Below are 25,567 nucleotides of genomic sequence, written 5' to 3'. Positions count from 1 at the left end.
CATCGACCGGCTGCTCCTACAGGGAATGGCGCAAATATCTGTAGGAGCGAGCTTGCTCGCGATAAGGCCGGCAGGACGTCACTATTTCAGGCTGGCCTGCACGGAGGCCACGCCGTCCTTGCCGTCGAAGCTGCTGACTCCGGCCAGCCAGCGTTGCAGGTCTTCGGGGTGCTCGCGCAGCCATTGCCGCGCCACGTCCTGGGGCGTTTTGCGTTCCATGATCGGCACCATCAGCTGGCTTTCCTGGGCCGCGGTGAAGGTCAGGTTCTGCAGCAGCCGCTGGACGTTGGGGCAGCGCTCGGCGTAGTCCGGCGCGGTGACGGTGGACACGCTGGCCGCGCCTTCGTTGGGCCCGTAGACGTCTTCGCTGCCGGTCAGGTAGGCGATCCGCATATTGATGTTCATCGGGTGCGGGGTCCAGCCGACGAAGACCACGAACTCCTTGCGGTTGATCGCCCGTTGCACCGCCGCCAGCATGCCGGCCTCGCCGGACTCCACCAGCTTGAAGCCCTTGAGGCCGAAACGGTCGCTGTCGATCATCGTCTTGATGGTGGTGTTGGCGCCGCTGCCGGGCTCGATGCCATAGATCTTGCCGCCCAGTTGCTCCTTGAAGCGGGCGATGTCGGCAAAGGTCTTCAGCCCCGCGGCGGCGACATAGTCCGGCACGGCGAGGGTGGCCTGGGCGTCGGCCAGGCTCGGTTGATCCAGGATCTTGACCTGCCCGGCCTGGAGGAACGGCGCGATGTTCTTGTCCATCGCCGGTTTCCAGTAGCCGAGGAAGATGTCCAGGCGCTTGTCGCGGATGCCGGCGAAGATGATCTGCTGCACGGCGCTGGTCTGCTTGCTGTCGTAGCCCAGGCCGGTCAGCAGCACGTCGGCCATGCCACTGGTGGCGATGACATCGGTCCAGTTGACCACGCCCATGCGCACGGTCTTGCAGGAAGCGGGCTCGCTGGCCCAGGCATTGGCGCTGAGGAGCAGGGCGCCACAGAGAAGCGGGAGACAAGGCTTGAACAGGGTTTTCATCACAGGGTCTCGTCCGGCAGGTTGTTATTGTCGGGGCGGCGTCTTGTTGCGCCGTGGGGGTCTGTACGAAAAGTGGCTGCGCTCGGCCATGCTGCGTTAAAAACAGGCTCGGAATGCTCATTTAGGCCCCTAAACTCCGCTTCCTCGCCTGTTTTTGCCTTGCCTGGCCATCGCTCGCCGACTTTTCGTACAGATCCCAGCACCACTTTAGGTAACGCAGCCCCTTATGAAAGCGCCCTGAGGCGACCGGCTCTTGCACTGGGGCGACTCAGTTCAGGCCCACAAGCTCGCCCAGGCCGAGGCCAGCAGCAATAGCGCCATGCCCCGGTTGAAACGCTGCATGGCCCGCGGTGAGCGCAGCAGCCGGGCGGAGCCGGCACCGAGCAGCGCCCAGGCGCCCAGGCAAGGCAGGGACACCAGGAAAAACACCAGCGACAGGTACAGCACCTGGCCCTGGCGTTCGCTGCCGTTGCCGACGAACACACTGACCACGACCAGGGCCATCATCCAGGTTTTCGGGTTGACCAGTTGCAGGCTGGCGGCGCCGAGCAGGCCCAGGCGTCTGTGTTGGGTATCGGACTGTGGATCGAGGGACGGCGCCGGGGCGCGGAAGATCTGCCAGGCCAGGTAGCTCAGCCAGATCACCCCGGCCCAGCGCATGGCCGTCGGCAGGCCGGGCACCTCCATCAGCGTGCGGCCGAGGCCGCTGCCCACCAGCATGACGATGCCGGTGGCGGCCAGGCAGGCGCCGAGAACAATCGGCAGCGCGGCCTTGAAACCGTAGCGGGCGCTGTTGCTCAGCAGCAGGATATTGGTCGGCCCCGGGGTGATCGAGGCAACGAAGGCGAACAGCAGGAAGGGCAGCAGGGTGGACAGGGAAGGCAACATCGCAGGCAGGTTCCAGTGAAGATCGAGGAAGGCGATCTTCGCCGGCGCGGGTTCAGGCGTCTGGAAGGTTTGAGCAGCGCTTGCGATAGGCTGCCGGGGTCAGGCCGTAGGCGCGGACGAACCAGCGGCCCATATGGCTCTGGTCGGCGAACCCCAGGGCCATGGCCACGTCGGCCGGTTGCGCGCCGCGGGCCAGCAGGCGCCGGGCCTTGGCCAGGCGCAATTGCACCAGATAGGCGTGGGGCGGCAGGCCATAGGCGGCCTTGAAGGCGCGGGTCAGGCGGAAGCGATCGACGCCGCAGACCGCGCCCAGCTCGTCCAGGCTGATGTCCTGCTGGGCATGGGCATGCAGGTAGTCGCGGGCCTTGTGCGCCACCAGCGGCAGGCGCGGGTCCTGGTGGTAGCGCTGGCGCCAGCGCAGGTGGCCGGTGAGCTGGTCGAGCAACTGGTCCATGGCGCTCTGGCGGACGATGCGCAGCTCGCCGTGGTGCAGGCTGTGGAAGGCGGTGCTGGTGGCCTGGGCCAGGCGCTGGTCGCTGGCCAGGTTGTTGGCGAAACTCAGCTGGCTGTCGGCCGGCGCCTCCTCGAACAGCGCGCTCAGTTCGCGCTCCAGCCACTGCGGGTCGAGGTACAGCATGCGGTAGGTGAAGCCGCTGTCGGTGGGCGCGTCGCCGTCGTGGATTTCCCCGGGTTCGAGCAAAAACACCTTGCCCGGGGTGCTGTGAAAACGCTCGCGCCGGCAGTGGAATTGCTGCACGCCTTCCTCGGTCACGCCCACCAGGTAGCTGTCATGCCAGTGGGGGTCGTAGGCATGGCCGGTGAAATGGGCGCGCAGGGTTTCGATGCCGGTGTCGGCGTCCTGGGCCAGATCGATCCAGTTGTGCGCGTTCATGGAATGTCCGTGGCAAGGGCGAGAGTGACAGTTAGCGCCCGCCGGCCGGGGCGGATCTAGAACATTTGTGCGGCATCAACCGAACAGCCCGGCGGCGATGTTGATGGAAAACCCGAGGATCGCGGTATTGAACAGAAAACCGATCAGCGACTGGGCCAGGACGATCTTGCGCAGCTCGCGGGTGGCGACGCCGACGTCGGAGGTCTGCACCGCCACGCCGATGGTGAAGGAGAAATACAGGAAGTCCCAGTAATTGGGGGTGGTCAGGCCTTCGGCGAAACGCAGGGCCGGGTCCTTGCCGCCCCAGGTGTAATAGAGGCGGGCGTAGTGCACGCTGAAGATCACCCCGATCAGCAGCCAGGAGCCGATCACCGTCAGGCCGGTAAAGGCGTAGTGCAGCAGGCGCCGGCCGGTTTCCAGGTCCTTGCTGCCGGCCAGCGAGAGGGTGATGGCGGCGAGGCTGGCGATGGCCGCGATGCAGACCATGAACAGCACCAGCCCGGCGTTTTCGTCCTCGACCTCGGCGATGCGTTTCACATCGTCGGCCCTGGAGCGCGCGGTGAGCCAGCACATCAGCGCCAGGTAGCTCCAGACCCCGGCGTTCCAGCCGATGAGAATCTTGCTGATCAAGGTATCGGCCGGCGCCAGGATGCCCACCGCCAGGCCGATCAGGGCGCCGAGGGTCAGGCGAGGGTGGGTACGTACAAGAAGGGACATGACGGCTCGCGGTGGCGGATTTGCCGCAAACCTTAGCATGCCGGCCCCGTGGCCGCAGGGCCGGCGGCGCCCTGCGATCACATAGGTCTTCTGTAGGAGCGAAGCTTGCTCGCGATGAGTCCTCAACAATAACGCGCTGCGTTGAAGACCCGCCGCATGACTATTCGGCGGCTCCTGGCGCCGTGACGCTCGCTGCTTTTTTACCGCTGCGCCTGACCAGCCGCATCACCACCACGAAGAACACCGGCACGAACACCACCGCCAGGGTCGCGGTGATCATGCCGCCGATCACCCCGGTACCGATGGCCTGCTGGCTGGCCGAGCTGGCGCCGCTGGCGATGGCCAGGGGCACCACGCCGAGGATGAACGCCAGCGAGGTCATGACGATCGGCCGCAGGCGCAGGCGCGCGGCCTGCACCGTGGCGTCCACCAGGTCGTGGCCTTCGTCGTACAGGCTCTTGGCGAACTCGATGATCAGGATCGCGTTTTTCGCCGACAGGCCGATGATGGTGATCAGCCCGACCTTGAAGAACACGTCGTTGGGCATGCCGCGCAGGGTCACCGCGAGCACCGCGCCGAGCACGCCCAGGGGCACCACCAGCAGCACCGATGTGGGAATCGACCAGCTCTCGTACAGCGCCGCCAGGCACAGGAACACGATCAGCAGCGACAGCCCCAGGAGCAGTGGCGCCTGGCTGCCGGACAGACGTTCCTGCAGCGACAGGCCGGTCCATTCCTGGCCCAGGCCGGTCGGCAGCTGGCTGACCAGGCGCTCGATTTCCGCCATGGCCTCGCCGGTGCTGTGGCCCGCGGCCGGCTCGCCGGAAATGCTGATGGCCGGGTAGCCGTTGTAGCGGGTCAGCTGGGTCGGGCCCTGGGTCCAGCGCGCCTGGGCAAAGGCCGACAGCGGCACCATCTTGCCGAGGTTGTTGCGCACATGGATCTTCAGCAGGTCTTCCACCTGGCTGCGTCGATCGCCCTCGGCCTGGACCACCACCCGTTGCATCCGCCCCTGGTTGGGGAAGTCGTTGATGTAGCTGGAACCAACCGCGGTGGACAGCACATTGCCGATGTCGGCAAAGGACACGCCCAGGGCATTGGCCTGCTTGCGGTCGACTTCCAGGTGCACCTGCGGCGCCTCGGCCAGGGCGCTTTCGCGCACGTTGGTGAGGATCGGGCTCTTTTCCGCCGCAGCCAGCAGATCGGTGCGGGCCTGCATCAGCGCGGCATGGCCGAGGCCGCCGCGATCCTGCAGGCGGAACTCGAAGCCGCTGGAGGTGCCCAGGCCGTCCACCGGCGGTGGCAGCACGGCATAGGAAACCGCGTCCTTGATTTCACTGAAGGCGGCGTTGGCCCGGTCGGCGATGGATTGCGCCGAATCGTCGCTGCCGCGCTGTGACCAATCCTTGAGGGTGGTGAAGGTCAGCGCGGCGTTCTGCCCGCTGCCGGAGAAACTGAAGCCGAGAATCACCGTGCTGTCGCCGACCCCGGGCTCGCCGGCGTTGTGCGCCTCGATCTGCTCCACCACCTGGATCGTGCGGTTCTTGCTCGCGCCCGGTGGCAGCTGGATGTCGGTGATGGTGTAGCCCTGGTCCTCCACCGGCAGGAACGAAGAGGGCAGGCGGCTGAACAGCAGCCCCAGGCCCACCAGCAGCACGACGTACACCAGCAGGTAGCGGCCGCAGCGTTTCAGCGCATAGGCGACCCAGCGCTGGTAGCCGTCGCTGAGGTTTTCGAAGCGCCGGTTGAACCAGCCGAAGAAGCCGCCCTTTTCATGGTGCTCGCCCTTGGCGATCGGCTTGAGCAGGGTAGAGCACAGGGCCGGGGTCAGGGTCAGGGCGAGGAAGGCCGAGAACAGGATCGAGGTGGCCATCGACAGCGAGAACTGCTGGTAGATGACGCCCACCGAACCGGGCATGAAGGCCATCGGCAGGAACACCGCCACCAGCACCAGGGTGATGCCGACGATGGCGCCGGTGATCTGTTGCATCGCCTTGCGCGTGGCGTCCCGGGGCGACAGGCCTTCGCTGGCCATGATCCGCTCGACGTTCTCCACCACCACAATGGCGTCGTCCACCAGGATGCCGATGGCCAGCACCATGCCGAACATGGTCAGCACGTTGATCGAGAAGCCCAGCGCCAGCATGGTGGCGAAGGTGCCCATCAGCGCGACCGGCACCACCAGGGTCGGGATCAGGGTGTAGCGGATGTTCTGCAGGAACAGGAACATCACCGCGAACACCAGCAGCATGGCTTCGCCCAGGGTGTAGATCACCTTGGTGATCGAGACCTTGACGAAGGGCGAGGTGTCGTAGGGGATCTTGTATTCCACGCCGGCCGGGAAGTAGCGCGCCAGCTCGTCCATCTTCGCCCGGATCAGGGTCGCGGTGTTCAGGGCGTTGGCTCCTGGCGACAGCTGCACGCCGACCGCGGTGGAAGGCTTGCCGTTGAGGCGGGTGGAGAACTGGTATTCCTGGCTGCCGACTTCCACCCGGGCGACGTCGCCGACGCGCACGGTGGAGCCGTCCGGATTGGCCCGCAGGACAATGTCGGCGAACTCTTCCGGGGTCGACAGCTGGCCCTTGACCAGCACGGTGGCGGTGATTTCCTGGGTCGAGCTGCCCGGCAGGTCGCCGATGCTGCCGGCCGAGACCTGGGCGTTCTGCGCGACGATCGCCGCGTTGACGTCGGCCGGGGTCAGGTTGAAGCCGATCAGCTTCTGCGGGTCGATCCACACCCGCATGGCCCGCTCGGCGCCGTACAACTGGGCCTTGCCGACCCCGTCCAGACGGCGGATCTCGTTCATCACGTTACGCGCCAGGTAGTCGCTGAGCGCCACGTCGTCGAGCTTGCCGTCGTTGGAGGTGAGGGTGATCAGCAGCAGGAAGCCAGCGGATACCTTTTCCACCTGCAGGCCTTGCTGGGTCACCGCTTGCGGCAGGCGCGGCTCCACCACCTTGAGGCGGTTCTGCACGTCGACCTGGGCCATTTCCGGGTTGGTGCCCGGCTGGAAGGTGGCGGTGATGGTAGCGCTGCCCAGGCTGCTCTGGGACGAGAAGTACAGCAGGTGGTCGGCGCCGTTGAGCTCTTCCTCGATCAGGCTGACCACGCTTTCGTCCACGGTCTGCGCCGAGGCGCCCGGGTACACGGCGTAGATCTCGATGCTCGGCGGGGCGACGTTGGGGTACTGCGCCACCGGCAACTGCGGGATGGAGAGGGCGCCGGCCAGCAGGATAAACAGGGCGACCACCCAGGCGAACACCGGACGGTCGATAAAGAATTGCGGCATGAGGGTTCCTACCTACTGTCCAGTGGTCTGGGCAAGGGGAAGAGGGCTGTCGTCGATCTGCACCTTTTCGCCCGGACGGGCGTGCTGCAGGCCCTCGACGACGATACGGTCGCCGGCCTTGAGGCCTTCGCTGACGATCCAGCGGTCCTTTTGCGCGGCGCCCAGTTGCACCGGGCGCTGCACCACCCGCTGCTCGGCATCCACCAGCAGCACCTGGGCGATGCCGGCGCTGTCGCGCTGGATGGCGCGCTGCGGCACGCTGATGCCCTGGCTGTTCACCGCTTGCTCCAGGCGTACGCGAATGAAGCTGCCGGGCAACAGGTCGAGGTCCGGGTTGGGGAACTCGCTGCGCAGGATGATCTGGCCGGTGCTCGGGTCGACGCTGAGGTCGGCGAACAGCAGCTTGCCCGGCAGCGGGTAGAGGCTGCCGTCGTCCTGGATCAGCGTGGCCTTGGCCTGGTCCTGGCCGACCTGCTGCAACTGGCCGGCGCGGAAGGCGCGGCGCAGGTCGTTGAGCTCGCGGGTCGACTGGGTGAGGTCGGCGTGGATCGGGTCCAGCTGCTGGATCAGCGCCAGCGGCGTGGTTTCGTTCTGGCCCACCAGCGCGCCCTCGGTGACCAGGGCGCGGCCGACGCGCCCGGAAATCGGCGCGGTGACGGTGGCGTAGCCCAGGTTCAGCCGGGCGCGCTGCACGGCGGCCTGGTTGGCGGCCACGTCGGCGGCGGTCTGGCGCGCGTTGGCCCGGGCGTTGTCGTATTCCTGGGCGCTGATGGCCTTGTCTTCGATCAACTGGGCGTAGCGCTGTTCCTGCAAGCGGGCCTGGAAGGCGTTGGCCTCGGCCTTGCGCAGGCTGGCCAGGGCGCTGTCGAGGTCGGCCTTGAACGGCGCCGGGTCGATGCGAAACAGCACGTCGCCCTGTTTGACGTCGGTGCCTTCGCGGAAGGTGCGTTGCAACACCACGCCGGCCACCCGTGCGCGGACCTCGGCGACGCGCGGCGCGGCGATGCGCCCGCTCAGTTCGCTGCTGATCGACAGCGGGCGAGTCTCGATGGTTTCGATCCGGACCTTGGCCAACGGCGCCTGTTCCTCGGCGGTGGAGGCCTTGTCACAAGCGCTCAGCGCGGCTGCCAGCAACAACAGGCAGAACGGCGCAAACAGGTTTTTCGACATGCTGATACCCCAATGATGACTGCGGCATGCTAAGGGCAAGCCGCAAGAACCGCTGTGAAGCTGTGTAGGTGCTGTGTGAAAAAGTGTGAAGTGAATGCTCGGGCGCGCGTGAGGTTGTATATCCTTTGTGCCTCGCTGATCGGGCGACGGCTTCCCGGGGAACATCCTAAGGAACGTTGTCGCTGGGTTTTTCTTCACTCAAAGACTTTCAATCCATGCCCAACATTCTTCTGGTCGAAGACGACCCCGCGCTTTCTGAACTGATCGCCAGTTACCTGGAGCGCAACGGCTATCAGGTCAATGTCATCAGCCGCGGCGACCAGGTGCGTGAACGGGCGCGGGTCAATCCGCCGGACCTGGTGATTCTCGACCTGATGCTGCCCGGCCTGGACGGCCTGCAGGTCTGCCGCCTGCTGCGGGCCGACTCGGCGTCGCTGCCGATCCTGATGCTGACCGCCCGTGATGATAGCCATGATCAGGTGCTGGGTCTGGAAATGGGCGCCGACGATTATGTGACAAAGCCGTGCGAGCCGCGCGTGTTGTTGGCGCGGGTGCGCACCCTGTTGCGTCGCAGCAGCCTCGGCGAGCCGCAGACCGCCAGCGACCGGATCCTCATGGGCAACCTGTGCATCGACCTGTCGGAGCGTACGGTGAGCTGGCGCGATCAATTGGTGGAGCTGTCCAGCGGCGAATACAACCTGTTGGTGGTGCTGGCCCGGCATGCTGGCGAGGTGCTGAGCCGCGACCAGATCCTGCAACGCCTGCGGGGCATCGAGTTCAACGGCACCGACCGCTCGGTGGACGTGGCGATCTCCAAGCTGCGGCGCAAGTTCGACGACCACGCCGGCGAGGCGCGCAAGATCAAGACCGTGTGGGGCAAGGGCTACCTGTTCAGCCGTTCCGAATGGGAATGCTGAGTCGATGCTGAGAATCCTGATTCGCCTGTACCTGGTGACCATCGTCTCGTTCAGCGCGGCGATCTACCTGGTACCGGAGCTGGTGGTGAAGGTCTTCCACGAGCGTTTCGTCACCTACAACCTGGATTATTCCCGGGGCCTGCAAAGCCTGATCGTCAAACAGTTTCGCGGCGTACCCTCGGAGCAGTGGCCGGCCCTGGCCGCGCAAATGGACCAGGAGTTCCAGCCGCTGCACATCGTCCTGACCCGCAACGACGACGCCGATTTCACCCTGTACGAGCGCGAACGCCTGCAACGCGGCGAGAACGTGGTGCGGGTCGGCGACTGGGGCTGGCGCACCCTCGCGGTGGCGCCGCTGGACGAGCAGATGGCGGTGCAGATGGTAGTGCCGCCGGACCCGATCGACGTCAGCCTGCTGTACTGGAGCATCAACGTGCTGATCGGCGCGACCATGCTCGCCTGCCTGTTGCTCTGGCTGCGACCGCACTGGCGCGATCTGGAGCGCCTGAAACACGCCGCCGAGCGCTTCGGCAAGGGCCATCTGAGCGAGCGCACGCAGATTTCCGCAAGCTCCAACATCGGCAGCCTGGCCAATGTCTTCGACACCATGGCCGGCGACATCGAAAACCTGCTGAACCAGCAACGCGACCTGCTCAACGCGGTGTCCCACGAGCTGCGCACCCCCTTGACCCGGCTCGACTTCGGCCTGGCCCTGGCGCTCTCCGACGACCTGCCAGCGACCAGCCGCGAACGTCTGCAAGGGCTGGTGGCGCACATTCGCGAACTGGATGAACTGGTGCTCGAGCTGCTGTCCTACAGCCGTTTGCAGATCCCGGCGCAGTTGCCGGAGCAGGTGGAGGTGTCGCTGGACGAGTTCATCGACAGCATCCTCGGCAGCGTCGACGACGAGCTGGAATCCCCGGACATCGTCATCGATGTGTTGCTGCACGGCAGCCTGGAGCGTTTCACCCTCGATCCGCGGCTGACCGCCCGGGCGATCCAGAACCTGCTGCGCAACGCCACGCGTTATTGCGAAAAGCGCATTCAGGTCGGGGTGCATGTCAGCGACAGCGGCTGTGAAATCTGGGTCGACGACGATGGCATCGGCATTCCCGACGACGAGCGCGAGCGGGTGTTCGAACCCTTCTACCGCCTGGACCGCAGCCGCGATCGCGCCACCGGCGGCTTCGGCCTCGGCCTGGCGATCAGCCGCCGGGCCCTGGAAGCCCAGGGCGGGACCCTGACCGTCGAGGCCTCGCCGCTGGGCGGCGCGCGTTTCCGCCTGTGGCTGCCGACGCCGGCCTGAGCCATGCCGGGCATCCCCAGCGATGGGGAATGCCCGGCCAATCGACGTTATGGAAGCTGTTGCATCAGCACAGCGCGGTCGGCTGTAGCTCGCTGGCCTTGATCAGGTTCACGCCCGCCGCGCGCATTTGCCGGGTGGCCTTGTCCTGCGAGCCGTCCATATTGATGGCCCGGCAAGCGTCGACAATCACGAAGGTATTGAAGCCCGCCGCCCGCGCATCCAGCGCCGACCAGGCCACGCAATAGTCCAGGGCCAGCCCCACCAGGTACACCGTATCGATGCCGCGCTGGCTCAGGTAGCCGGCCAGGCCGGTCGTGGTGGTGCGGTCCGCCTCGACGAAGGCCGAGTAACTGTCGATATCCGGATTGCAGCCTTTGCGCAGGATCAACTGGGCGTGGGGCAGGTTGAGTTTCGGGTGCAGTTCGGCGCCACGGCTGGCCTGCACGCAATGGTCCGGCCACAGCACCTGCGGGCCATAGGGCAGCTGGATGAGGTCGTTCGGCGCGTGGCCTTCGTGGCTGGAGGCGAACGAGATATGCCCGGCCGGGTGCCAGTCCTGGGCGATCACCACCTGCTTGAAGTGGGCGCCCAGGCGATTGATCAAGGGCACGATCTGGTCGCCCTCCGGCACCGCCAGCGCGCCGCCGGGGATGAAGTCGTTCTGTACGTCGATGACCAGCAGCGCCTTGCGTGAGCGACGGCTGCTGGAGGTTTTGGCAATAGGCATGTGCAAGCTCCCTGAGGTTGAACGATCAGTCCATTCTCCGAGAGCATAGCGCGCCCCGTCCATGGCACCGCTCCGCCGGTCAGGGCATGGGCACCACCTGACGTCAGGTCTTGCGGCCAGCGGCAATGAGCTCTTCGTAGCGGCCCTGTTGGGTCAGGCCATTGGTGTAGCCGGCGCGCTCGGCGTCCGGCAGCCGGGTGGTGCGCTGGCTGACGCAGCGCTGGTTCTTGCTGTCCCAGACCTGGCCGTCCGGGCAGTTGGCGGCGGCCGCCAGCAAGGTTGTCAGCAGGCCGCCAGCGAGCAGCAGCGGGGCGCCGAAGGCGAGGGGACGGATGTTCATCGCGCAGTCTCCATTCGGATAGCGGTCCCCCCATTAAAGGTCCATCGCCCTGGCCGCGCAGCCCAGACCGAGCGTTTTTTCATGCCGTCAGTCGCCTCGGCGAGGCTATGCTGGGCAGCATTGGCCAATGATCTGGAGCCGACCGATGAAAGACCCGCAACCCTCGATCCATCACGCTGCCGCCGACGGCTATAAGGGGGCGGCCGACACCTACGTGCGTGGCCGTCCAGACTACCCGCCGGCGCTGGACCAGTGGCTGCGCACCCGCCTGGGCTTGCAGGCCGGCCAGGTGGTGGTCGATCTCGGCGCCGGCACCGGCAAGTTCACCGGGCGCCTGTTGGCCACCGGGGCGCGGGTGATTGCCGTGGAGCCGGTGGCGCAAATGCTCGCCAAACTCGACGCCAGCCATCCCCGGGCCGAAGCCCTGAGCGGCACTGCCACCGCTATTCCGCTGGCCGACGAGTCGGTGGATGTCGTGGTCTGCGCCCAGGCCTTTCACTGGTTCGCCAGCCATGAAGCCTTGAGCGAGATCGCCCGGGTGCTCAAGCCGGGCGGCCGCCTGGGCCTGGTGTGGAACCTGCGCGATGCGCGGGTGCCGTGGGTGCAGCGCCTGGACCGGATCGTCAACGCCCTGCAAGGCGACACTCCGCGCTATTACACAGGGGCCTGGCGCCAGGCCTTTCCCCATCCGCGGTTCACGCCCTTGCAGGAACAGCACTTCAGCAACAGCCACAGCGGCGCGCCGGAGAACGTGATTTTCGATCGGGTGCGCTCCACCAGCTTCATTGCCGCCTTGCCGGATGCGGAGCGGGCGCAGGTCGACCGGCAGATCGCCGACCTGATCGCCGCGGAGCCGGAGCTGCGGGACAGATGCGTGGTCAGCGTGCCTTACGAAACCGCGGCGTTCTGGGCCCAAAAAATCCCGTGATCCGGCAATCCGTAGGAGCGAGCAAGCTCGCTCCCACAAGGGGCCGCTGTGTTGCCAGTCCCGGTTTTGGCCGATGCGCTGCCTTACTGCGCCGCACGGGCCCTTGCTATAGTTCGGGCCTCATTTTTTTGCCCGGTAAGGAATGCTGCCATGTCCGAATATCAAGCCTTTCACGTCGAACTTGCTAACAACATCGCCCATGTGCAGATCAACCGTCCGGAAAAGATCAACTCGATGAACGCCGCGTTCTGGAGCGAGATCATCGAGATCTTCCGCTGGATCGACGACACCGACGCAGTCCGCGTGGTGGTGCTGAGCGGCGCCGGCAAGCACTTTTCCTCCGGCATCGACCTGATGATGCTGGCCGGGGTGGCCAACGAGCTGGGCAAGGACGTCGGGCGCAACGCGCGCCTGCTGCGGCGCAAGATCCTGCAGCTGCAGGCGTCCTTCAATGCCGTCGACAACTGTCGCAAGCCGGTGCTGGCGGCGATCCAGGGTTACTGCCTGGGCGGCGCCATCGACCTGATCGCCGCCTGCGACATGCGCTACGCCGCCGCGGACGCGCAATTCTCGATCAAGGAAATCGATATCGGCATGGCCGCCGATGTCGGCACTTTGCAACGTTTGCCGCGTATCATCGGTGACGGCATGCTGCGCGAACTGGCTTACACTGGACGCACCTTCGGCGCCGAGGAAGCGCGTAGCATCGGCCTGGTCAATCGCACCTACGCCGACAGCGAAAGCCTGCTCCACGGCGTGATGAGCATTGCCTGGGAAATCGCCAGCAAGTCGCCGATCGCCGTCAGCGGTACCAAGGAAATGATCAGCTACATGCGCGACCATCGCATCGACGACGGCCTGGAATACATCGCTACCTGGAACTCCGCCATGCTGCAATCCACCGACCTGCGCGTGGCCATGGCCGCCCATATGAGCAAACAGAAACCTGAATTTCTGGACTGATTGAACATGACTTCACGCTGGACCACCGCAGTACTGGATATCGACCTTCCCGGCGGCTGGGCCGTGGCCCGCGGCCCGCAGGGCTTTCTGTTCGACGACAACGGCGCGCTGTTCCCCCGCGAATGGCTCAAGCGCCAGGACCTGCCGATCCTTGCCGAGCACGGTATCGGCCACCTGGATGGCGAGCCGGTCTACCTGCTGGAGCTCAAGAGCGTTTCCGAGGTGCCGGGGTGCAATTGGAAAGGCCTGCGGGCGTTCATGCTCGACGGCGACCACACCCTGTACAAGGTCCTGGGCTATGCCGCGCAGATCGGCACCTGGGCTCGCGAGCACCGCTTCTGCGGCAATTGCGGCCAGCCCATGACCCAGGTGGTGCGCGAGCGGGCGATGTACTGCGAGCCCTGCGACCTGCGCAGCTACCCGCGGATTTCGCCGAGCATGATCGTGCTGATCACCCGTGGCGACGAGGTGCTGCTAGCGCGGTCGCCGCGTTTCGTCCCCGGGGTCTACAGCACCCTGGCCGGGTTCGCCGAGCCGGGCGAGTCGGCCGAGGACTGCCTGGTGCGTGAGGTGCGCGAAGAGGTGCAGATCGAGGTCAAGAATATCCAGTACATCGGCAGCCAGTGCTGGCCGTTCCCGCATTCGATGATGCTGGGTTTTCATGCCGAGTACGCTGGGGGCGAGATCGTGCCCCAGGAAGACGAGATCGAGGATGCGCAGTGGTTCAACGTGCATGCGTTGCCGCCGCTGCCGGCGTCGCGCTCGATTGCCCGTTACCTGATCGATCTGTATGTGGCCCGGCGCCTGGGGTTGGCGGAGCCTGTATTGCCGGGTTGAGCACCGGCTGGAAGGAAGCTGGAAGTAAAGAACGCGGGCGAATCCACTGGGTTCGCCCGTTGTCGTTTCAGGGGTCAGACGGCGCTGAACCAGTGCTGCCAGGCCAGGCGCACGGTCAGCCCAAGGACCACGGTGATGAACACCGGGCGAATGAATTTCGCGCCGCCGCTGATGGCGGTGCGGGCGCCGAAGAAGGCGCCGACCATCAACGACAGGCCCATGCTCAGGCCGATGGCCCAGTCCACCTGGCCCGAGAAGATGAAGATCGACAGCGCCGCGGCGTTGCTGACGAAGTTCATGCTGCGCGCCACGCCGCTGGCCTTGACCAGGTCGATGGGGTAGAGCAGCAGGCTGCTGACGGTCCAGAAGGCGCCCGTGCCCGGGCCGGCCACGCCGTCGTAGAAACCGAGGCTGAAGCCCTGGGTCGATTGCCACTTTTTCTTGATCGGCGCTTCGCTGTCCAGCGGTGCTTTTGGCGTGCCGCCGAACAGCAGGTACACACCACAGGCGAAGACGATCACCGGCAGCATCTTGTTCAGCCATTCGGCCGGCAGGTAATGGGCCACCACCGCGCCGGTCAGCGCACCCACCAGGGTACCGACTATGGCGTGGGTCCATTGCCGCGGGTGGAACAGCTTGCGCCGGTAGAAGGTGAAGCTGGCGGTGGCCGAGCCAAAGGTCGAACTCAGCTTGTTGGTGCCCAACACCAGGTGCGGCGGCAGGCCGGCGGTGAGCAGCGCCGGGGTGGTGAGCAGGCCGCCACCGCCGGCAATGGCATCGATAAAGCCGGCAATGAAGGCAACGAGGGCAAGAATGGCGAGGGTGGTCAAATCTACGCTGAGTTCGAAAGGCATGGGATCGACTTATTTCGGCGGGGCGCAGAAGAGCTGCGCGAAAGGTCGGTATCTTACCCATAACCTTTCACGCCCGCGACCGTCCCAACGCTGTAGGAGCGAGGCTTGCCCGCGATGAGGCCCTCACAAGCGCCACAACTCTTTCAGGATAGCGGCGCGGCCATTGACGCCATCGCGGGCAATCGAGCGTCGACCGGCCGCTCCTACATTGAGGGCGGCGGGGCTGCTATTGGCGCTCCGGCCCGTTGCCGATCTGCCACACGAAGGGTGGTTCGCTGCCATTGATCAGCCAATCGCCGACGATGCGCGCCTTGTAGATCACCGGGTTGTGCGACGACAGGGTGCGGGCGTTGCGCCAGTGGCGGTCGAGGGCCTTGCCCTGGCGGATATCCGAAGCGCCGAGGGCATTGAACAGTTCGCTGGTGGCGCGCTGGATCAGCTCGGTGACCACCACCTGGGCCGTGGCCGACTGGATTTCCGCCGCGACATTGGCCGCCCGTTCCGCCTCGTCATTACCGGCGAAACGCGCCAGGTACGCCTGCTGCGCCGGCTCAGCCGCGCGCACCGCGCTGGCCTCGGCGGCGTATACCAGGGCTGAGATCTCGCCGACCACCTGCTGCACCTGGGCATCCTCGCTGACCCGTGGCGCGTTGCCGTGGCTGTAGATACGCTTGCGGTTGCGCACCTCGTGGGCCACATCGCGCACGGCGGCGCGCCCAATGCCCGCCAACGTCGCCAGCAGCACCAACTGGTAGAAGGCAGTCTGGTATTTGAAGCGGGTGGCGAAGTCGATAAGGTTCTCGGCCTCCACCTCGGCATCGACAAAATGCGCGGTGCCGCTGCCAGTGGTGCGCTGGCCGAAGCCGTCCCAGTCGTCGCTCTGCACGATGCCCGGCTGGCGGGCGCGCACCGCGGCGATCACATCGCCACCGGTGTCGCTGCGCCGGGCGTAGACATCGATCCAGTCGGAGAAAATGCTCCCGGTGCTGTAGAACTTCTCGCCGTTGAGCCGCCATTTGTCGCCATCCGGCGAGACCTGGGTGATGACGTCGCCGATGGCCACGCTGCCGATCTCGGTCCAGGCGCAGCCGACGATGTCGCCGTCGACGAAACGCTTGAACCACAGGTCCCGCGCCGGCCCCGGAGCGGCGTTGAGCCGGTCCTCGGCAAAGGCGAAGTGCCCGCGCAAGGCTTGCGGCACGTTGGAATCGGCCTCGGCCAGTTCGATCAGCAGTTGGAACAACTGCGGCAGGGAAGCGCCGCCTCCGCCGTATTCCACCGGCACCCGCACCGCGCCAAAACCGGCTTCCTTGAGCCACAGGATCGCCTCGTACGGCAGGCTGCGCGATTGCTCGCGCGCCACCGCGCCGGCGGCGATCCGCTTGAAAATCGGTCGGAAGCGCCCGGCCAGGGCTTCGTAGTCGACGCCTACGGACAATGGGTTGATCACCTGGTGTTCGGTCATGGCACAGCTCCTTCTCAGCAATAAATTGGCTCGGCAGTGAAAGCCTGGTTTCTGCGGAGCGGATTGCAGGGTCCGTGCCGGGAGGCGGGTGACCGTAATCAGCGGGCCGTGCGCGGGGTGGCTTGCCGGCAACTGTTGCCCAGCCAACAGCGCATCAACAAATCGACCTGTTCGACGGCCTACCTGTAGCCGCTGCCGCAGGCTGCGAAAAGGCCCGAAGGGCCTTCCTGCGTCGGCAAAGACAGCGTCTGCTGCGCAGACAATCGCAGCCTGCGGCAGCGACTACAGGGGGCCGGCTGTCTGGTGCCATGTAGCTGGCACGGTTGCTGCTCTGTTCCCCGGACACTGTTATTCGAACACTTCAGTCGCGAGGACAAGCCAATGAGTCAGCAAGCCGTGAAATTTGCCTACTGGGTGCCGAACGTCAGTGGCGGGCTGGTGGTCAGCAAGATCGAGCAGCGCACCCACTGGGGCATCGACTACAACCGCAAGCTGGCGCAGCTGGCCGAGGCCGCCGGTTTCGAGTACGCCCTGACCCAGATCCGCTTCACCGCCGGCTACGGCGCCGAGTTCCAGCATGAGTCCGTGGCGTTCAGCCACGCGCTGCTGGCGGCCACCGAGAAGCTCAAGGTGATTGCCGCGATCCTGCCCGGCCCCTGGCAACCGGCGCTCGCGGCCAAGCAACTGGCGACCATCGACCAGCTGACCAATGGCCGGATCGCGGTGAACATCGTCAGCGGCTGGTTCAAGGGCGAATTCCAGGCCATCGGCGAACACTGGCTGGAGCACGACGAGCGTTATCGGCGTTCCGAAGAGTTCATCCGTTCCCTCAAGGGCATCTGGAGCCAGGACAACTTCACTTTTCGCGGCGATTTCTATCGCTTCGACAACTACAGCCTCAAGCCCAAGCCGCTGGGCCAGCCGGAAGTGTTCCAGGGTGGCAGCTCCCGTGCCGCGCGGGACATGGCGGCGCGGGTGTCCGACTGGTACTTCACCAACGGCAACACGCCGGAAGGCATCAAGGCCCAGGTCGACGACATTCGTGCCAAGGCCGCGGCGAACAATCATTCGGTGAAGGTCGGGGTCAATGCCTTCGTGATTGCCCGCGACACCGAGGAGGAAGCGCGCGCGGTGCTGGCCGAGATCATCGACCAGGCCGACCCGGAAGCGGTGAACGCCTTTGGCGACGCGGCGAAACAGGCGGGCAAGGCGTCGCCGGAAGGCGAGGGCAACTGGGCCAAATCCACCTTCGAGGACCTGGTGCAATACAACGACGGGTTCAAGACCAACCTGATCGGCACGCCGCAGCAGATCGCCGAGCGCATCGTCGCCTTGAAGGCGGTGGGGGTGGACCTGGTGCTGGCGGGGTTCCTGCATTTCCAGGAAGAGGTGGAGTACTTCGGCAAGCGCGTATTGCCACTGGTGCGCGAGCTGGAAGCCAAGGCGGCACTGAAGCGCCAGGATGCCGCGGCCTGAAGTGGACTGTAGGAGCGAAGCTTGCTCGCGATAGCGGTTTAGCGGACACACCGCGTCGCCAGCATCGCGCGCAAGCTGCGCTCCTACAGAAGAAGGTTACAGACCCAGGTCAGACAGCCCCGGATGGTCATCCGGGCGCCGGCCCAGCGGCCAGTGGAACTTGCGCTCGCTTTCCTTGATCGGCATGTCGTTGATGCAGGCGTAGCGGTTGGACATCAGGCCGTGTTCGTCGAACTCCCAGTTCTCGTTGCCGTAGGAACGGAACCAGTTGCCCGAGTCGTCGTGCCATTCGTAGGCATAACGCACGGCGATGCGGTTGTCGGTAAAGGCCCAGAGTTCCTTGATCAGGCGATAGTCCAGCTCCTTGGCCCATTTGCGGGTCAAAAAGCCCTTGGCTTCTTCGCGGTTGTGGGCGAACTCGGCGCGATTACGCCATTGGGTGTCCAGGGTATAGGCCAGGGACACTCGCTGCGGATCGCGGGAGTTCCAACCGTCTTCGGCCAGGCGGACCTTTTCAATGGCCGATTCGCGGGTGAAAGGGGGAAGTGGCGGACGAACTTCAGCGTTAGATGACATTTAAAGTCTCCAATGAAAGTTGAGGTTCAGCAGGGTGTCGAACTTGTTTTAAAGGATTACAGGCCCAATAACTTTCGCGCCATGCATTGCGCATTATCGGCAGCACTGCGATCACCCATCACAAGTGCAACGGTAATGGCGCCGTCGATCAGGATCAGCAGCTGTCTGGCTTGCTCCTCCGGATCCCCGGTGCCGGGTTTTTCAGCAATGTGTGCCTTGCAGAGCTCGACTACGTAGTCGAGCAGTTTCTGTTTGTGTTCCCTGGCCACCACCCGTACCGGGTCCTGCGGGTCGCCGGTCTCGCCGCTGGTATTGATGAAGGCGCAGCCGCGAAAGTCCTCCGAGGCGAACCAGTCGCCCAATACAGTGAACAGGTTGAGCAGCCGCGCGGCCGGCGTCGGGGCCTTGTCCACCTCGCTCCTGAACCAGTGCATCCAGCGCAGGTCGCGGCGTTGCAGGGCGGCCACCACTAGTTCGTCCTTGGTGGTGAAGTAGCGGTAGATGCTCTTTCTGGAGACGCCGGCGGTCTTCACCAGAAGATCCATGCCAGTGGCGGCGATGCCACTTTTGTAGATCAACTTTTCGGTGACATCCAGAATGATGTCGCGTGTGTCGTTGCTAGTGATTTCGTTCATGCGGCGTACAGTAGAACGATCGTTCTCCTTGGTCAATAAGTTATTTTTCCTCACGCAGGATTATTATCGTCGTTCACCCAGTTGCGAGCGGTTGTGCGGCGGGGACGAGGGACAGGCGACAAATCTTCACAGCGACCCGCAAGACCCGAACCGGCACCTTGGTGTAAGCTCTTGCGCTCTTTTGGATTCGACCTTCTGCGAGCCCTATGCCGTCGCTTTTCAAACGTTCCCTGCTGCCCAAATTGCGCAGCTTCCCGCTGGCTGCCGATGACCTGTCCATCCTCAATGGCGCCGCCGAATTCCGCCGTTGCCTGCTGGAGAAAATCGCCCAGGCTACCCGGCGCATCTATATCGTCGCCCTGTACCTGCAACAGGACGAGGCCGGCCAGGAAATTCTCGATGCCTTGCACGCCGCCAAGGCCGCGCGTCCGGAGCTGGACGTGGTGGTCGTGGTCGACTGGCTGCGCGCCCAGCGCGGGCTGATCGGCGCCGGCAAGCAGCCGGGCAACTCGGCCTGGTACCAGGAAATGACCCGCACCCATGAAAGCGTGGTGCCGGTGTACGGCGTGCCGGTGCAGACCCGCGAGCTGTTCGGCGTGCTGCACCTGAAAGGTTTCGTGATCGACGATTGCGTGATCTACAGCGGCGCCAGCCTGAACAATGTGTACCTGCACAAGTTCGACAAATACCGCTTCGACCGCTACCACCTGCTGCACAACCGCGAGCTGGCCGACTCCATGCAGCACCTGGTCCAGCATGGCCTGGTGGCGTCGCGGGCGGTGCATCGCCTGGACCTGCCGAACCTGCCGACCACCCGCAGCCTGCGCAACGACATCGGCGACCTGCGCAGCCGCCTCAAGCACGCGGTCTACGATACCAGTGCCGGCGGGGTGCTCAAGGACACACTGTCGGTCAGCCCGCTGCTCGGGGTGGGCAAGAACAACCCGCTGAGCCGGGTCATCTGCGAACTGATCGCCAGTGCCCAGCAGCAACTGACCATCTGCACGCCGTATTTCAACCTGCCGCTGGCGGTGACCCGGGAAATCAACCGCGCCCTGGCGCGCGGGGTGAAGATCGACATCATCGTCGGCGACAAGACCGCCAACGACTTCTACATTCCGCCGAGCGAGCCGTTCAAGGTCATCGCCGCGCTGCCGTACCTCTACGAGATCAGCCTGCGGCGCTTCGCCAAGCGGCATCAGAAGGCCATCGACAGCGGTCGCCTGAACCTGCATCTGTGGCGTGACGGCGACAACACTTATCACCTCAAGGGCATGTGGGTGGACCAGCGCTACACCTTGCTCACCGGCAACAACCTCAACCCGCGGGCCTTCCGCCTCGACCTGGAAAACGCCTTGCTGCTCGACGACCCCAAGGGCGAGTTGCTGGAGCCGCGGCGCCAGGAACTGGAAACGATCTTCCGCCACACCCAGCGCATCGAGCACTTCCAGCGCCTGGAAACCCTGGTGGACTACCCGGCGGCTGTCGGCAAGTTCCTGCGCCGGGTCAGCCGGGTACGGATCGAGCGGTTGCTGTATCGAATCCTGTAGAAGGGGGAGAGGGAGGTCAGCCGAAAAACTTGCGGACCTCTCTGCTCAGCGTTGTCAGGTTTTTCTTTTTTTCCTCTTCGGTGCCTGACATTTCGACTTCAATCAGCTTGGAATACTGCGTACGCATTAGTGGAATCTGCCGCTCCTTGCGCTCGCGGTACTCCGCATTTTTGAAGCCCATCACTTCAATGGCGAGAGTTTTATTGCTGACTGGGTCGGAAAGAATGAAGTCGCATCGGATGTTGCCGTTACCGACTTGAGTGTCCAGCAAAGGCTTATTCAAGGTCACCTCTACTTGGTATTCCTTGAGCAGCGAATACATAAGCCTTTTCAAGGTCTTCGCCACTTCGCGTTCCAAATTCGACTCTACTGGCATTGGCCAGTTTTTCTCGACAATGGGCATGGTCACGATTCGTGTCAGATAATAAAAACGATTATTCGGTTCGCTGGGTTTATTGGTGAATGTCGCCAGTACCAGGTAAGGCCCTGAGGTATGAGGGTGACCAAGAGAGGTTTTTGCTCCCTGATAATCAAGTTGCTCCAGAGAGTCGATAGTTCCGGCCATTAGGCCATAAGGGCGTGACCTTTGTGGCCAGTCGTTGGCTAGCGTCCTGAGAGTTTTTCCTAATTGCCCCTGCTCGAACACTGTCAGGGAGGTTGAGAAAACCTTGCTTAAGCTGATGCCTTCGGTGACCTCGAACTGGTCCGCAGCCTTGGTCAACCCAGAGAGCGAGATTTCATCATCATGACGATTCCGCTGGTTCAGCCCTGCATCATCCGCCAACGTCAGCAGAAGAGATCCGAGTGAGCTACGGCGTGCAGATTCAACACTGTCTTTTCCTGTTGAACGGCTTGTTTTCTCTTTGGAACTGGAATCAATCTCGGTGTTGATGGCGCTGTGAAAGTTCAGTACCCGGTTTTTGAATTTGGTACGAGCTGTGCCAACCGCAGGCGCTGAACTGTTGTTGTCGTGAAAAGCGCAGGACTCCATATGCAGTGGAGTGCTGCTGTTTCTAACGAAATCAAAGCTCCCGTTATCCTGTTTTCTCAGGTGTTCGATGCTCTGTGTAGTTTGTTGATCATCTGTTTCCGGGTGGCAGTCACATTTAAGCCAACGGCCATTGTCATACCATTCGATCAGCAAAGGTTGGAGAGGGATACCATCGGGATTGGCCTGCTCACCGAGTACATACTGAATGACTGCATCGCGCTCATCAGGTGTCAGCGTACGGATGAGGTTTTGAGTGGTCTTGCTGATAACGTCCATGTCAGGTCCGAGACAGAGAGGAAAGAGAGGGGCGCGAGCCCGGCGCATGAGTGTAAAAGCTGTTGGGTGAGGCAGCTACCTCAGGTATTGGCGGGTTTTGCTTGCGGCCAGCCCGCCACCAACAGCAGCAACAGCGCGGCAATCAGGTAGGGCAGGCGCGGTTCGAGGGCGTAGATCAGCGAGCCGGCCAGTGGGCCGATCACCACGCCGAATCCTTGGGCGGCGCCGATGGAGCCGGCGGTGGCGCCTTGTTCGGCGGCGTCCACGGCGTTGGCCGCCAGGGCGGAGAAGGAGGGGAAGATCGCGCCCATGCCCGCCGCCGAGACAAAAAAGCCCAGCCACAGCCCCCAGGCATTCTCCACCAGCATGCAGCCGGCAAAACCGCTGGCGGCCAGCAGCGCGCCGGCGCGGATCATCCGCAGCGGCGGCCATTCGAGTTTGCGTACCACCAGTTGCGAGCAGATCAGTGCCACGCCGACCATGGCCAGGGCGATGCCGGCGGCCTGGGCGGCGTCGGCGGTGTTCAGGCCCAGGCGGTCGAGGGCGTAGAAGCTTACGGTGATCTGCGCGATGGACACGCAGAGCATGGCGACGAAGGCCACCGCCATGGGCCGGCGCAGCCGCGGGTCGCTCAGGCGTACCGAGCGCGGCGCCTGCTTGAGGTGCAGCTCCTGGCCCGGCAGCTTGTACAGCAGCACCAGGAACGCCGCCAGCGGCAGCACGGCCATGGCGTACAGCGGCAGGCTCAGGCTGACGCGGGCGAGCAGCGCGGCCACGGCCGGCCCCAGCACCAGGCCGACGGCGTTGGCGGCGCCCAGGGTGGCCATGGCGCGGGCCCGATGTTCGGGCTCGACGTTGTCGGCGATCAGGGCAAAGCCGCCCACCGGAATGGCCGCGTAAAACACCCCGATCAGGCCGCGCCCGAGCATCAGGCCGATAAAGGCCAGCCACATGCCCGGCAGCAGGTGCAGCGAGACATCGATGAACAGGCACAGCGCCCAGTAGGAGAGGGTGAAGCCGGCCGTGCCGAGCAGCAGCACCCGACGGCGCCCGAAGCGGTCGCTGGCCTGGCCCCAGGGCCGCGCCAGGAGCATCCAGATCACCCCGGAGACGGTCACCGCCGCGCCGGCCTGCCAGGTGGCCAGGCCGAGCACGCGGACGATCGGGCCGATCAGCGAGACGAAGGCCATCATCGACATGGTGCAGGCCATGTAGGCGACCATCAGCGGCAAGAGTTTGAACGGGGCGGCGGTCTGCGGCGGTTGGGCCGTTGGGGTGGACATGCAAAATCTTCCATGAAAGTCAGGAGTGCGCGGGACGTTATAGATAAAACGCGCCGCCGCCCAGGGTTATCGGCGCAAGTGAGGGTAGACCAGCAGCCTGGGTGATGGGGCGAGTCATCGCCACGCCGACCGGACGCGTGCCTGTAGGAGCGAAGCTTGCTCGCGATAGCCGCGCAGCGGCGGTATTCGAATTTCACCGCGCTGTCCTGACGGATTTATCGCGAGCAAGCTTCGCTCCTACAGAGTCGGCCTGGATACCCGGAATTCAGTTCAGGCCCAGCTTGCCGCGCAGGGTCGAGAGGTCTTCGGCCAGGGTATTGACCGGGCCCACCAGCGCCTTGCGGTCGTTGTCCTTGACCTTGTCGTAGGTCTCGAAGCCGCCGTCGGCGGTTTTGTATTTGGCGAGGATCTTGTTCACCGTGGCGAAGTTCTTGTCGACCTTGGCGACGAAGGCCGAGTCCTGCTGCTCGATCTGCGGGCGGAACAGCTCGACGATTTTCTTCGCCCCGTCGATGTTGCCCTGGAAGTCGTAGAGGTCGGTGTGGCTGTAGCGGTCTTCCTCGCCGGAGATCTTGGTCGCGGCCACTTCCTCCAGCAGGGCGGCGGCGCCACCGACGACTTTCTCCGGCGGGAAGGTCAGGCCGGCGACGCGGGTTTGCAGGTCCTTGACGTCCTTGTTCAGGCGGTCGGCCAGGGCATCCAGGCCCTGGGTGGAGTTCTGGGCGAACAGCGAATACTCGATGCGGTGGAAGCCGGTGAAGTCTTCGGCCTCGACCCCTTGTTCGTGGTCATCGACCCGCGAGTCGATGGAGGCGTCGAGGTCGCTGAACAGCTCGGCGATCGGCTCGATCGATTCGTAGTAGACCCGGGTCGGGGCATAGAGCTTCCTGGCGGTGGCCAGGTCACCTTTCTTCACCGCGTCGGTGAAGGCCTGGGTGTGGCTGGCCAGCTCGTCGAGCTGTTCGGTGACGTAGATCTTGTAGTCGGAAATCGGCCCCACCAGCTCCAGCGGCGATGTGGCGGCAACCGCCGACAGCGGAACATGGAGCAAGCCAAGGGTCAGCAACACAGCGAGAGGCGACTTTTTCATGGGGCGTTTCCGTGGGGGTGTGTGAGTGGTGGTCAGGCATTGGCTTGCAGTTGGGTGGCCTCGAGCAGCGTGCGGCCGATGAAGTCGCGGTCGCCGGTGATGCCGGGCAGGGTGAAGAAATAACCGCCGCCCACCGGCTTGAGGTATTCCTCCAGGGGCTCGCCGTTGAGGCGGGTCTGCACCGCGATGAAACCTTGCTCCAGGTCGGCCTGGTAACAGATGAACAACAGGCCCATGTCCAGCTGGCCGTTCTTGTTCACGCCGTTGGAGTAGTTGAACGGCCGGCGCAGGATCAGGTTGCGCTGGGTCTCGGCGGTGCGCGGGTTGGCCAGGCGGATGTGAGCGTCGAGCTTGGTCAGCTGGCCGTGGGGATCCTTGCGGTAGTCCGGTACCTGCTGTTCCTGCTGGCCATCCATGGGCGCGCCCGAGGCCTTGACCCGGCCAATGATGCTTTGCTGTTCCTGCAAGGGCGTGCGGTCCCAACGCTCGACGAAGTTGCGGATGATGCGCACCGCCTGATAGCTGCCGTGGGCGGCCCAGGCCGGTTCGTCGCTGCCGGGCTGAACCCAGACGACCTGCTCCATGGCCTTGCGGTCGTTGGAGTCGGGGTTGGCCGAGCCGTCGCGAAAACCCAGGAAGTTGCGCGCGCTCTGCGCCGGCTCGCCAGGACGCGCCGGGGCTTGGGGCGGCACGCTGCCTTCCTGCTTCCAGCGCACCAACAGCAGGTCCGGCAGGTTTTTCACGATGTCGCGCAGGGCGTGGATATTGGTGTCGGCGGTGTTGGAGCAGAACTGCAGGCTCAGGTCGCCGTGGCAGCAGTCGGGCTCCAGCGCATCGTTGGGGAAACCGACCATGCGTATCAGGCGCTTGGGTTTGGCCGCGGCCAGGCCGAAGCGCTCGTCGAACAGCGAGGCGCCCACCGAGACGGTGATGGTCAGGTTGTCCGGCGTCACCACCGGGCCGAGGATGCCCGAGTCCAGCGGCGGCAGTTTCGGGTCGACCTGGGGGACCGGGCCGCCGGTCATCAGGAACCTGATGCGCTGGTCGAGGGTGCGCAGCAGCCGCTCCAGGTCTTCGCGATCGCTGGCCAGCACGTCGAACGACACCAGCATGCCGGCCGCCGGGCGCGGGGTGACGATGCCGCTTTGATGCTGGCCGTGGAAGTCGCGGCGGTCCTGGGTCTTGTCGCTGCTCGGTGCTTCTGTGACCTGGGCGGCGGCTTTCCCGGTCTGGGCTGCCAGCGCCGGGCAGCTCAGGCTGCTGCCGGCCAGGGCGACACCGGCGGCGCCCATGCCCAGCAGCACGCGGCGGCGTTGGGCGGAAAAAGCTGGATTGGATGGGTCTGAGTCGTTCATCGGGCGGGCGTCTTCT

At 64.7% G+C, this 25,567-nt stretch carries 23 protein-coding genes; 7 read left to right on the top strand and 16 right to left on the bottom strand.

Annotation, left to right across the window (positions count from 1 at the left end; genetic code table 11):
- Positions 1 to 81: 81 nt before the first annotated feature.
- The 6 genes from C4K38_RS17075 to C4K38_RS17045 form a co-directional block, all read right to left on the bottom strand.
- Complete coding sequence (locus tag C4K38_RS17075) at positions 82 to 1,026, bottom strand: choline ABC transporter substrate-binding protein (RefSeq protein WP_053279398.1); 945 nt, start codon at positions 1,024 to 1,026, stop codon at positions 82 to 84.
- A gap of 273 nt (positions 1,027 to 1,299) precedes the next feature.
- The gene (locus C4K38_RS17065; protein ID WP_053279397.1) at positions 1,300 to 1,914 is read right to left on the bottom strand and encodes a LysE family translocator; all 615 of its coding nucleotides are present in this window, start codon (positions 1,912 to 1,914) and stop codon (positions 1,300 to 1,302) included.
- 52 nt (positions 1,915 to 1,966) lie between these two features.
- Positions 1,967 to 2,806: an AraC family transcriptional regulator gene (locus C4K38_RS17060; RefSeq protein WP_053279396.1), complete on the bottom strand. Its 840-nt coding sequence runs from the start codon at positions 2,804 to 2,806 to the stop codon at positions 1,967 to 1,969.
- A gap of 75 nt (positions 2,807 to 2,881) precedes the next feature.
- The gene (locus tag C4K38_RS17055; RefSeq protein ID WP_053279395.1) at positions 2,882 to 3,523 is read right to left on the bottom strand and encodes a DUF1345 domain-containing protein; all 642 of its coding nucleotides are present in this window, start codon (positions 3,521 to 3,523) and stop codon (positions 2,882 to 2,884) included.
- 160 nt (positions 3,524 to 3,683) lie between these two features.
- Positions 3,684 to 6,812: an efflux RND transporter permease subunit gene (locus C4K38_RS17050; protein WP_053279394.1), complete on the bottom strand. Its 3,129-nt coding sequence runs from the start codon at positions 6,810 to 6,812 to the stop codon at positions 3,684 to 3,686.
- Between the two features lie 12 nt (positions 6,813 to 6,824).
- A complete protein-coding gene (locus C4K38_RS17045) occupies positions 6,825 to 7,982 on the bottom strand; it encodes an efflux RND transporter periplasmic adaptor subunit (protein ID WP_053279393.1) in 1,158 nt (385 codons plus the stop codon).
- A 215-nt stretch (positions 7,983 to 8,197) separates the two neighbouring features.
- On the opposite strand from C4K38_RS17045, the gene C4K38_RS17040 reads away from it, so the two are divergent.
- Both C4K38_RS17040 and C4K38_RS17035 read left to right on the top strand, forming a co-directional pair.
- Entirely contained in the window at positions 8,198 to 8,899 is a 702-nt protein-coding gene (locus C4K38_RS17040; RefSeq protein WP_007926528.1) for a response regulator, read from the top strand.
- A gap of 4 nt (positions 8,900 to 8,903) precedes the next feature.
- Complete coding sequence (locus C4K38_RS17035) at positions 8,904 to 10,205, top strand: ATP-binding protein (protein WP_053279392.1); 1,302 nt, start codon at positions 8,904 to 8,906, stop codon at positions 10,203 to 10,205.
- Between the two features lie 64 nt (positions 10,206 to 10,269).
- On the opposite strand, the gene pncA is transcribed toward C4K38_RS17035, so the two are convergent.
- Together pncA and C4K38_RS17025 are read right to left on the bottom strand one after the other, a co-directional pair.
- Positions 10,270 to 10,932: a bifunctional nicotinamidase/pyrazinamidase gene (pncA, locus tag C4K38_RS17030; protein ID WP_053279391.1), complete on the bottom strand. Its 663-nt coding sequence runs from the start codon at positions 10,930 to 10,932 to the stop codon at positions 10,270 to 10,272.
- A 103-nt stretch (positions 10,933 to 11,035) separates the two neighbouring features.
- A complete protein-coding gene (locus C4K38_RS17025; protein ID WP_053279390.1) occupies positions 11,036 to 11,272 on the bottom strand; it encodes a hypothetical protein in 237 nt (78 codons plus the stop codon).
- A gap of 145 nt (positions 11,273 to 11,417) precedes the next feature.
- Between C4K38_RS17025 and C4K38_RS17020 the strand changes: the two genes are divergently transcribed.
- The 3 genes from C4K38_RS17020 to nudC all read left to right on the top strand — a co-directional run bounded on the left by C4K38_RS17020 (position 11,418) and on the right by nudC (position 14,000).
- The gene (locus C4K38_RS17020; protein ID WP_053279389.1) at positions 11,418 to 12,200 is read left to right on the top strand and encodes a class I SAM-dependent methyltransferase; all 783 of its coding nucleotides are present in this window, start codon (positions 11,418 to 11,420) and stop codon (positions 12,198 to 12,200) included.
- 150 nt (positions 12,201 to 12,350) lie between these two features.
- On the top strand, positions 12,351 to 13,163 hold the full coding sequence (locus C4K38_RS17015) for a crotonase/enoyl-CoA hydratase family protein (RefSeq protein ID WP_053279388.1): 813 nt from the start codon (positions 12,351 to 12,353) through the stop codon (positions 13,161 to 13,163).
- 6 nt (positions 13,164 to 13,169) lie between these two features.
- Positions 13,170 to 14,000 carry an NAD(+) diphosphatase gene (gene nudC / locus C4K38_RS17010; RefSeq protein WP_025808674.1) on the top strand — a complete coding sequence of 277 codons (831 nt, stop codon included), beginning with the start codon at positions 13,170 to 13,172 and terminating at the stop codon, positions 13,998 to 14,000.
- A 74-nt stretch (positions 14,001 to 14,074) separates the two neighbouring features.
- Here nudC and C4K38_RS17005 read toward each other — a convergent pair whose 3' ends face one another.
- Positions 14,075 to 14,854: a TSUP family transporter gene (locus tag C4K38_RS17005; RefSeq protein WP_009044159.1), complete on the bottom strand. Its 780-nt coding sequence runs from the start codon at positions 14,852 to 14,854 to the stop codon at positions 14,075 to 14,077.
- 226 nt (positions 14,855 to 15,080) lie between these two features.
- The gene (locus tag C4K38_RS17000; protein WP_053279387.1) at positions 15,081 to 16,319 is read right to left on the bottom strand and encodes an acyl-CoA dehydrogenase family protein; all 1,239 of its coding nucleotides are present in this window, start codon (positions 16,317 to 16,319) and stop codon (positions 15,081 to 15,083) included.
- 381 nt (positions 16,320 to 16,700) lie between these two features.
- Here C4K38_RS17000 and sfnG point away from each other — a divergent pair, with 381 nt between their 5' ends.
- Positions 16,701 to 17,795 carry a dimethylsulfone monooxygenase SfnG gene (gene sfnG / locus C4K38_RS16995; protein WP_053279386.1) on the top strand — a complete coding sequence of 365 codons (1,095 nt, stop codon included), beginning with the start codon at positions 16,701 to 16,703 and terminating at the stop codon, positions 17,793 to 17,795.
- 96 nt (positions 17,796 to 17,891) lie between these two features.
- Here the strand turns inward: sfnG and C4K38_RS16990 are convergent, their stop codons facing one another.
- Together C4K38_RS16990 and C4K38_RS16985 are read right to left on the bottom strand one after the other, a co-directional pair.
- The gene (locus C4K38_RS16990) at positions 17,892 to 18,371 is read right to left on the bottom strand and encodes a nuclear transport factor 2 family protein (protein WP_007932923.1); all 480 of its coding nucleotides are present in this window, start codon (positions 18,369 to 18,371) and stop codon (positions 17,892 to 17,894) included.
- A 56-nt stretch (positions 18,372 to 18,427) separates the two neighbouring features.
- Entirely contained in the window at positions 18,428 to 19,006 is a 579-nt protein-coding gene (locus C4K38_RS16985) for a TetR/AcrR family transcriptional regulator (RefSeq protein WP_053279385.1), read from the bottom strand.
- A gap of 206 nt (positions 19,007 to 19,212) precedes the next feature.
- On the opposite strand from C4K38_RS16985, the gene pssA reads away from it, so the two are divergent.
- Positions 19,213 to 20,556, top strand: a complete 1,344-nt coding sequence (pssA, locus tag C4K38_RS16980; RefSeq protein WP_053279384.1) for a CDP-diacylglycerol--serine O-phosphatidyltransferase — start codon at positions 19,213 to 19,215, stop codon at positions 20,554 to 20,556.
- A gap of 16 nt (positions 20,557 to 20,572) precedes the next feature.
- On the opposite strand, the gene C4K38_RS16975 is transcribed toward pssA, so the two are convergent.
- From C4K38_RS16975 to efeB, 4 genes are all read right to left on the bottom strand, one after another.
- Entirely contained in the window at positions 20,573 to 21,823 is a 1,251-nt protein-coding gene (locus C4K38_RS16975) for a DUF8535 domain-containing protein (protein WP_053279383.1), read from the bottom strand.
- A gap of 80 nt (positions 21,824 to 21,903) precedes the next feature.
- Entirely contained in the window at positions 21,904 to 23,106 is a 1,203-nt protein-coding gene (locus C4K38_RS16970) for an MFS transporter (RefSeq protein WP_053279382.1), read from the bottom strand.
- A 265-nt stretch (positions 23,107 to 23,371) separates the two neighbouring features.
- On the bottom strand, positions 23,372 to 24,196 hold the full coding sequence (gene efeO, locus C4K38_RS16965) for an iron uptake system protein EfeO (RefSeq protein WP_053279381.1): 825 nt from the start codon (positions 24,194 to 24,196) through the stop codon (positions 23,372 to 23,374).
- 32 nt (positions 24,197 to 24,228) lie between these two features.
- Positions 24,229 to 25,551, bottom strand: coding sequence for an iron uptake transporter deferrochelatase/peroxidase subunit (efeB, locus tag C4K38_RS16960; protein WP_053279380.1), 1,323 nt, complete (start codon positions 25,549 to 25,551; stop codon positions 24,229 to 24,231).
- Between the last annotated feature and the right edge of the window lie 16 nt (positions 25,552 to 25,567).

The sequence above is a fragment of the Pseudomonas chlororaphis subsp. piscium genome (assembly GCF_003850345.1).
GTDB classification, from domain to species: domain Bacteria; phylum Pseudomonadota; class Gammaproteobacteria; order Pseudomonadales; family Pseudomonadaceae; genus Aquipseudomonas; species Aquipseudomonas piscium.
The sequence above is the reverse complement of the archived record's forward strand: the minus strand, read 5'-3'. Positions and strand labels throughout refer to the sequence as shown.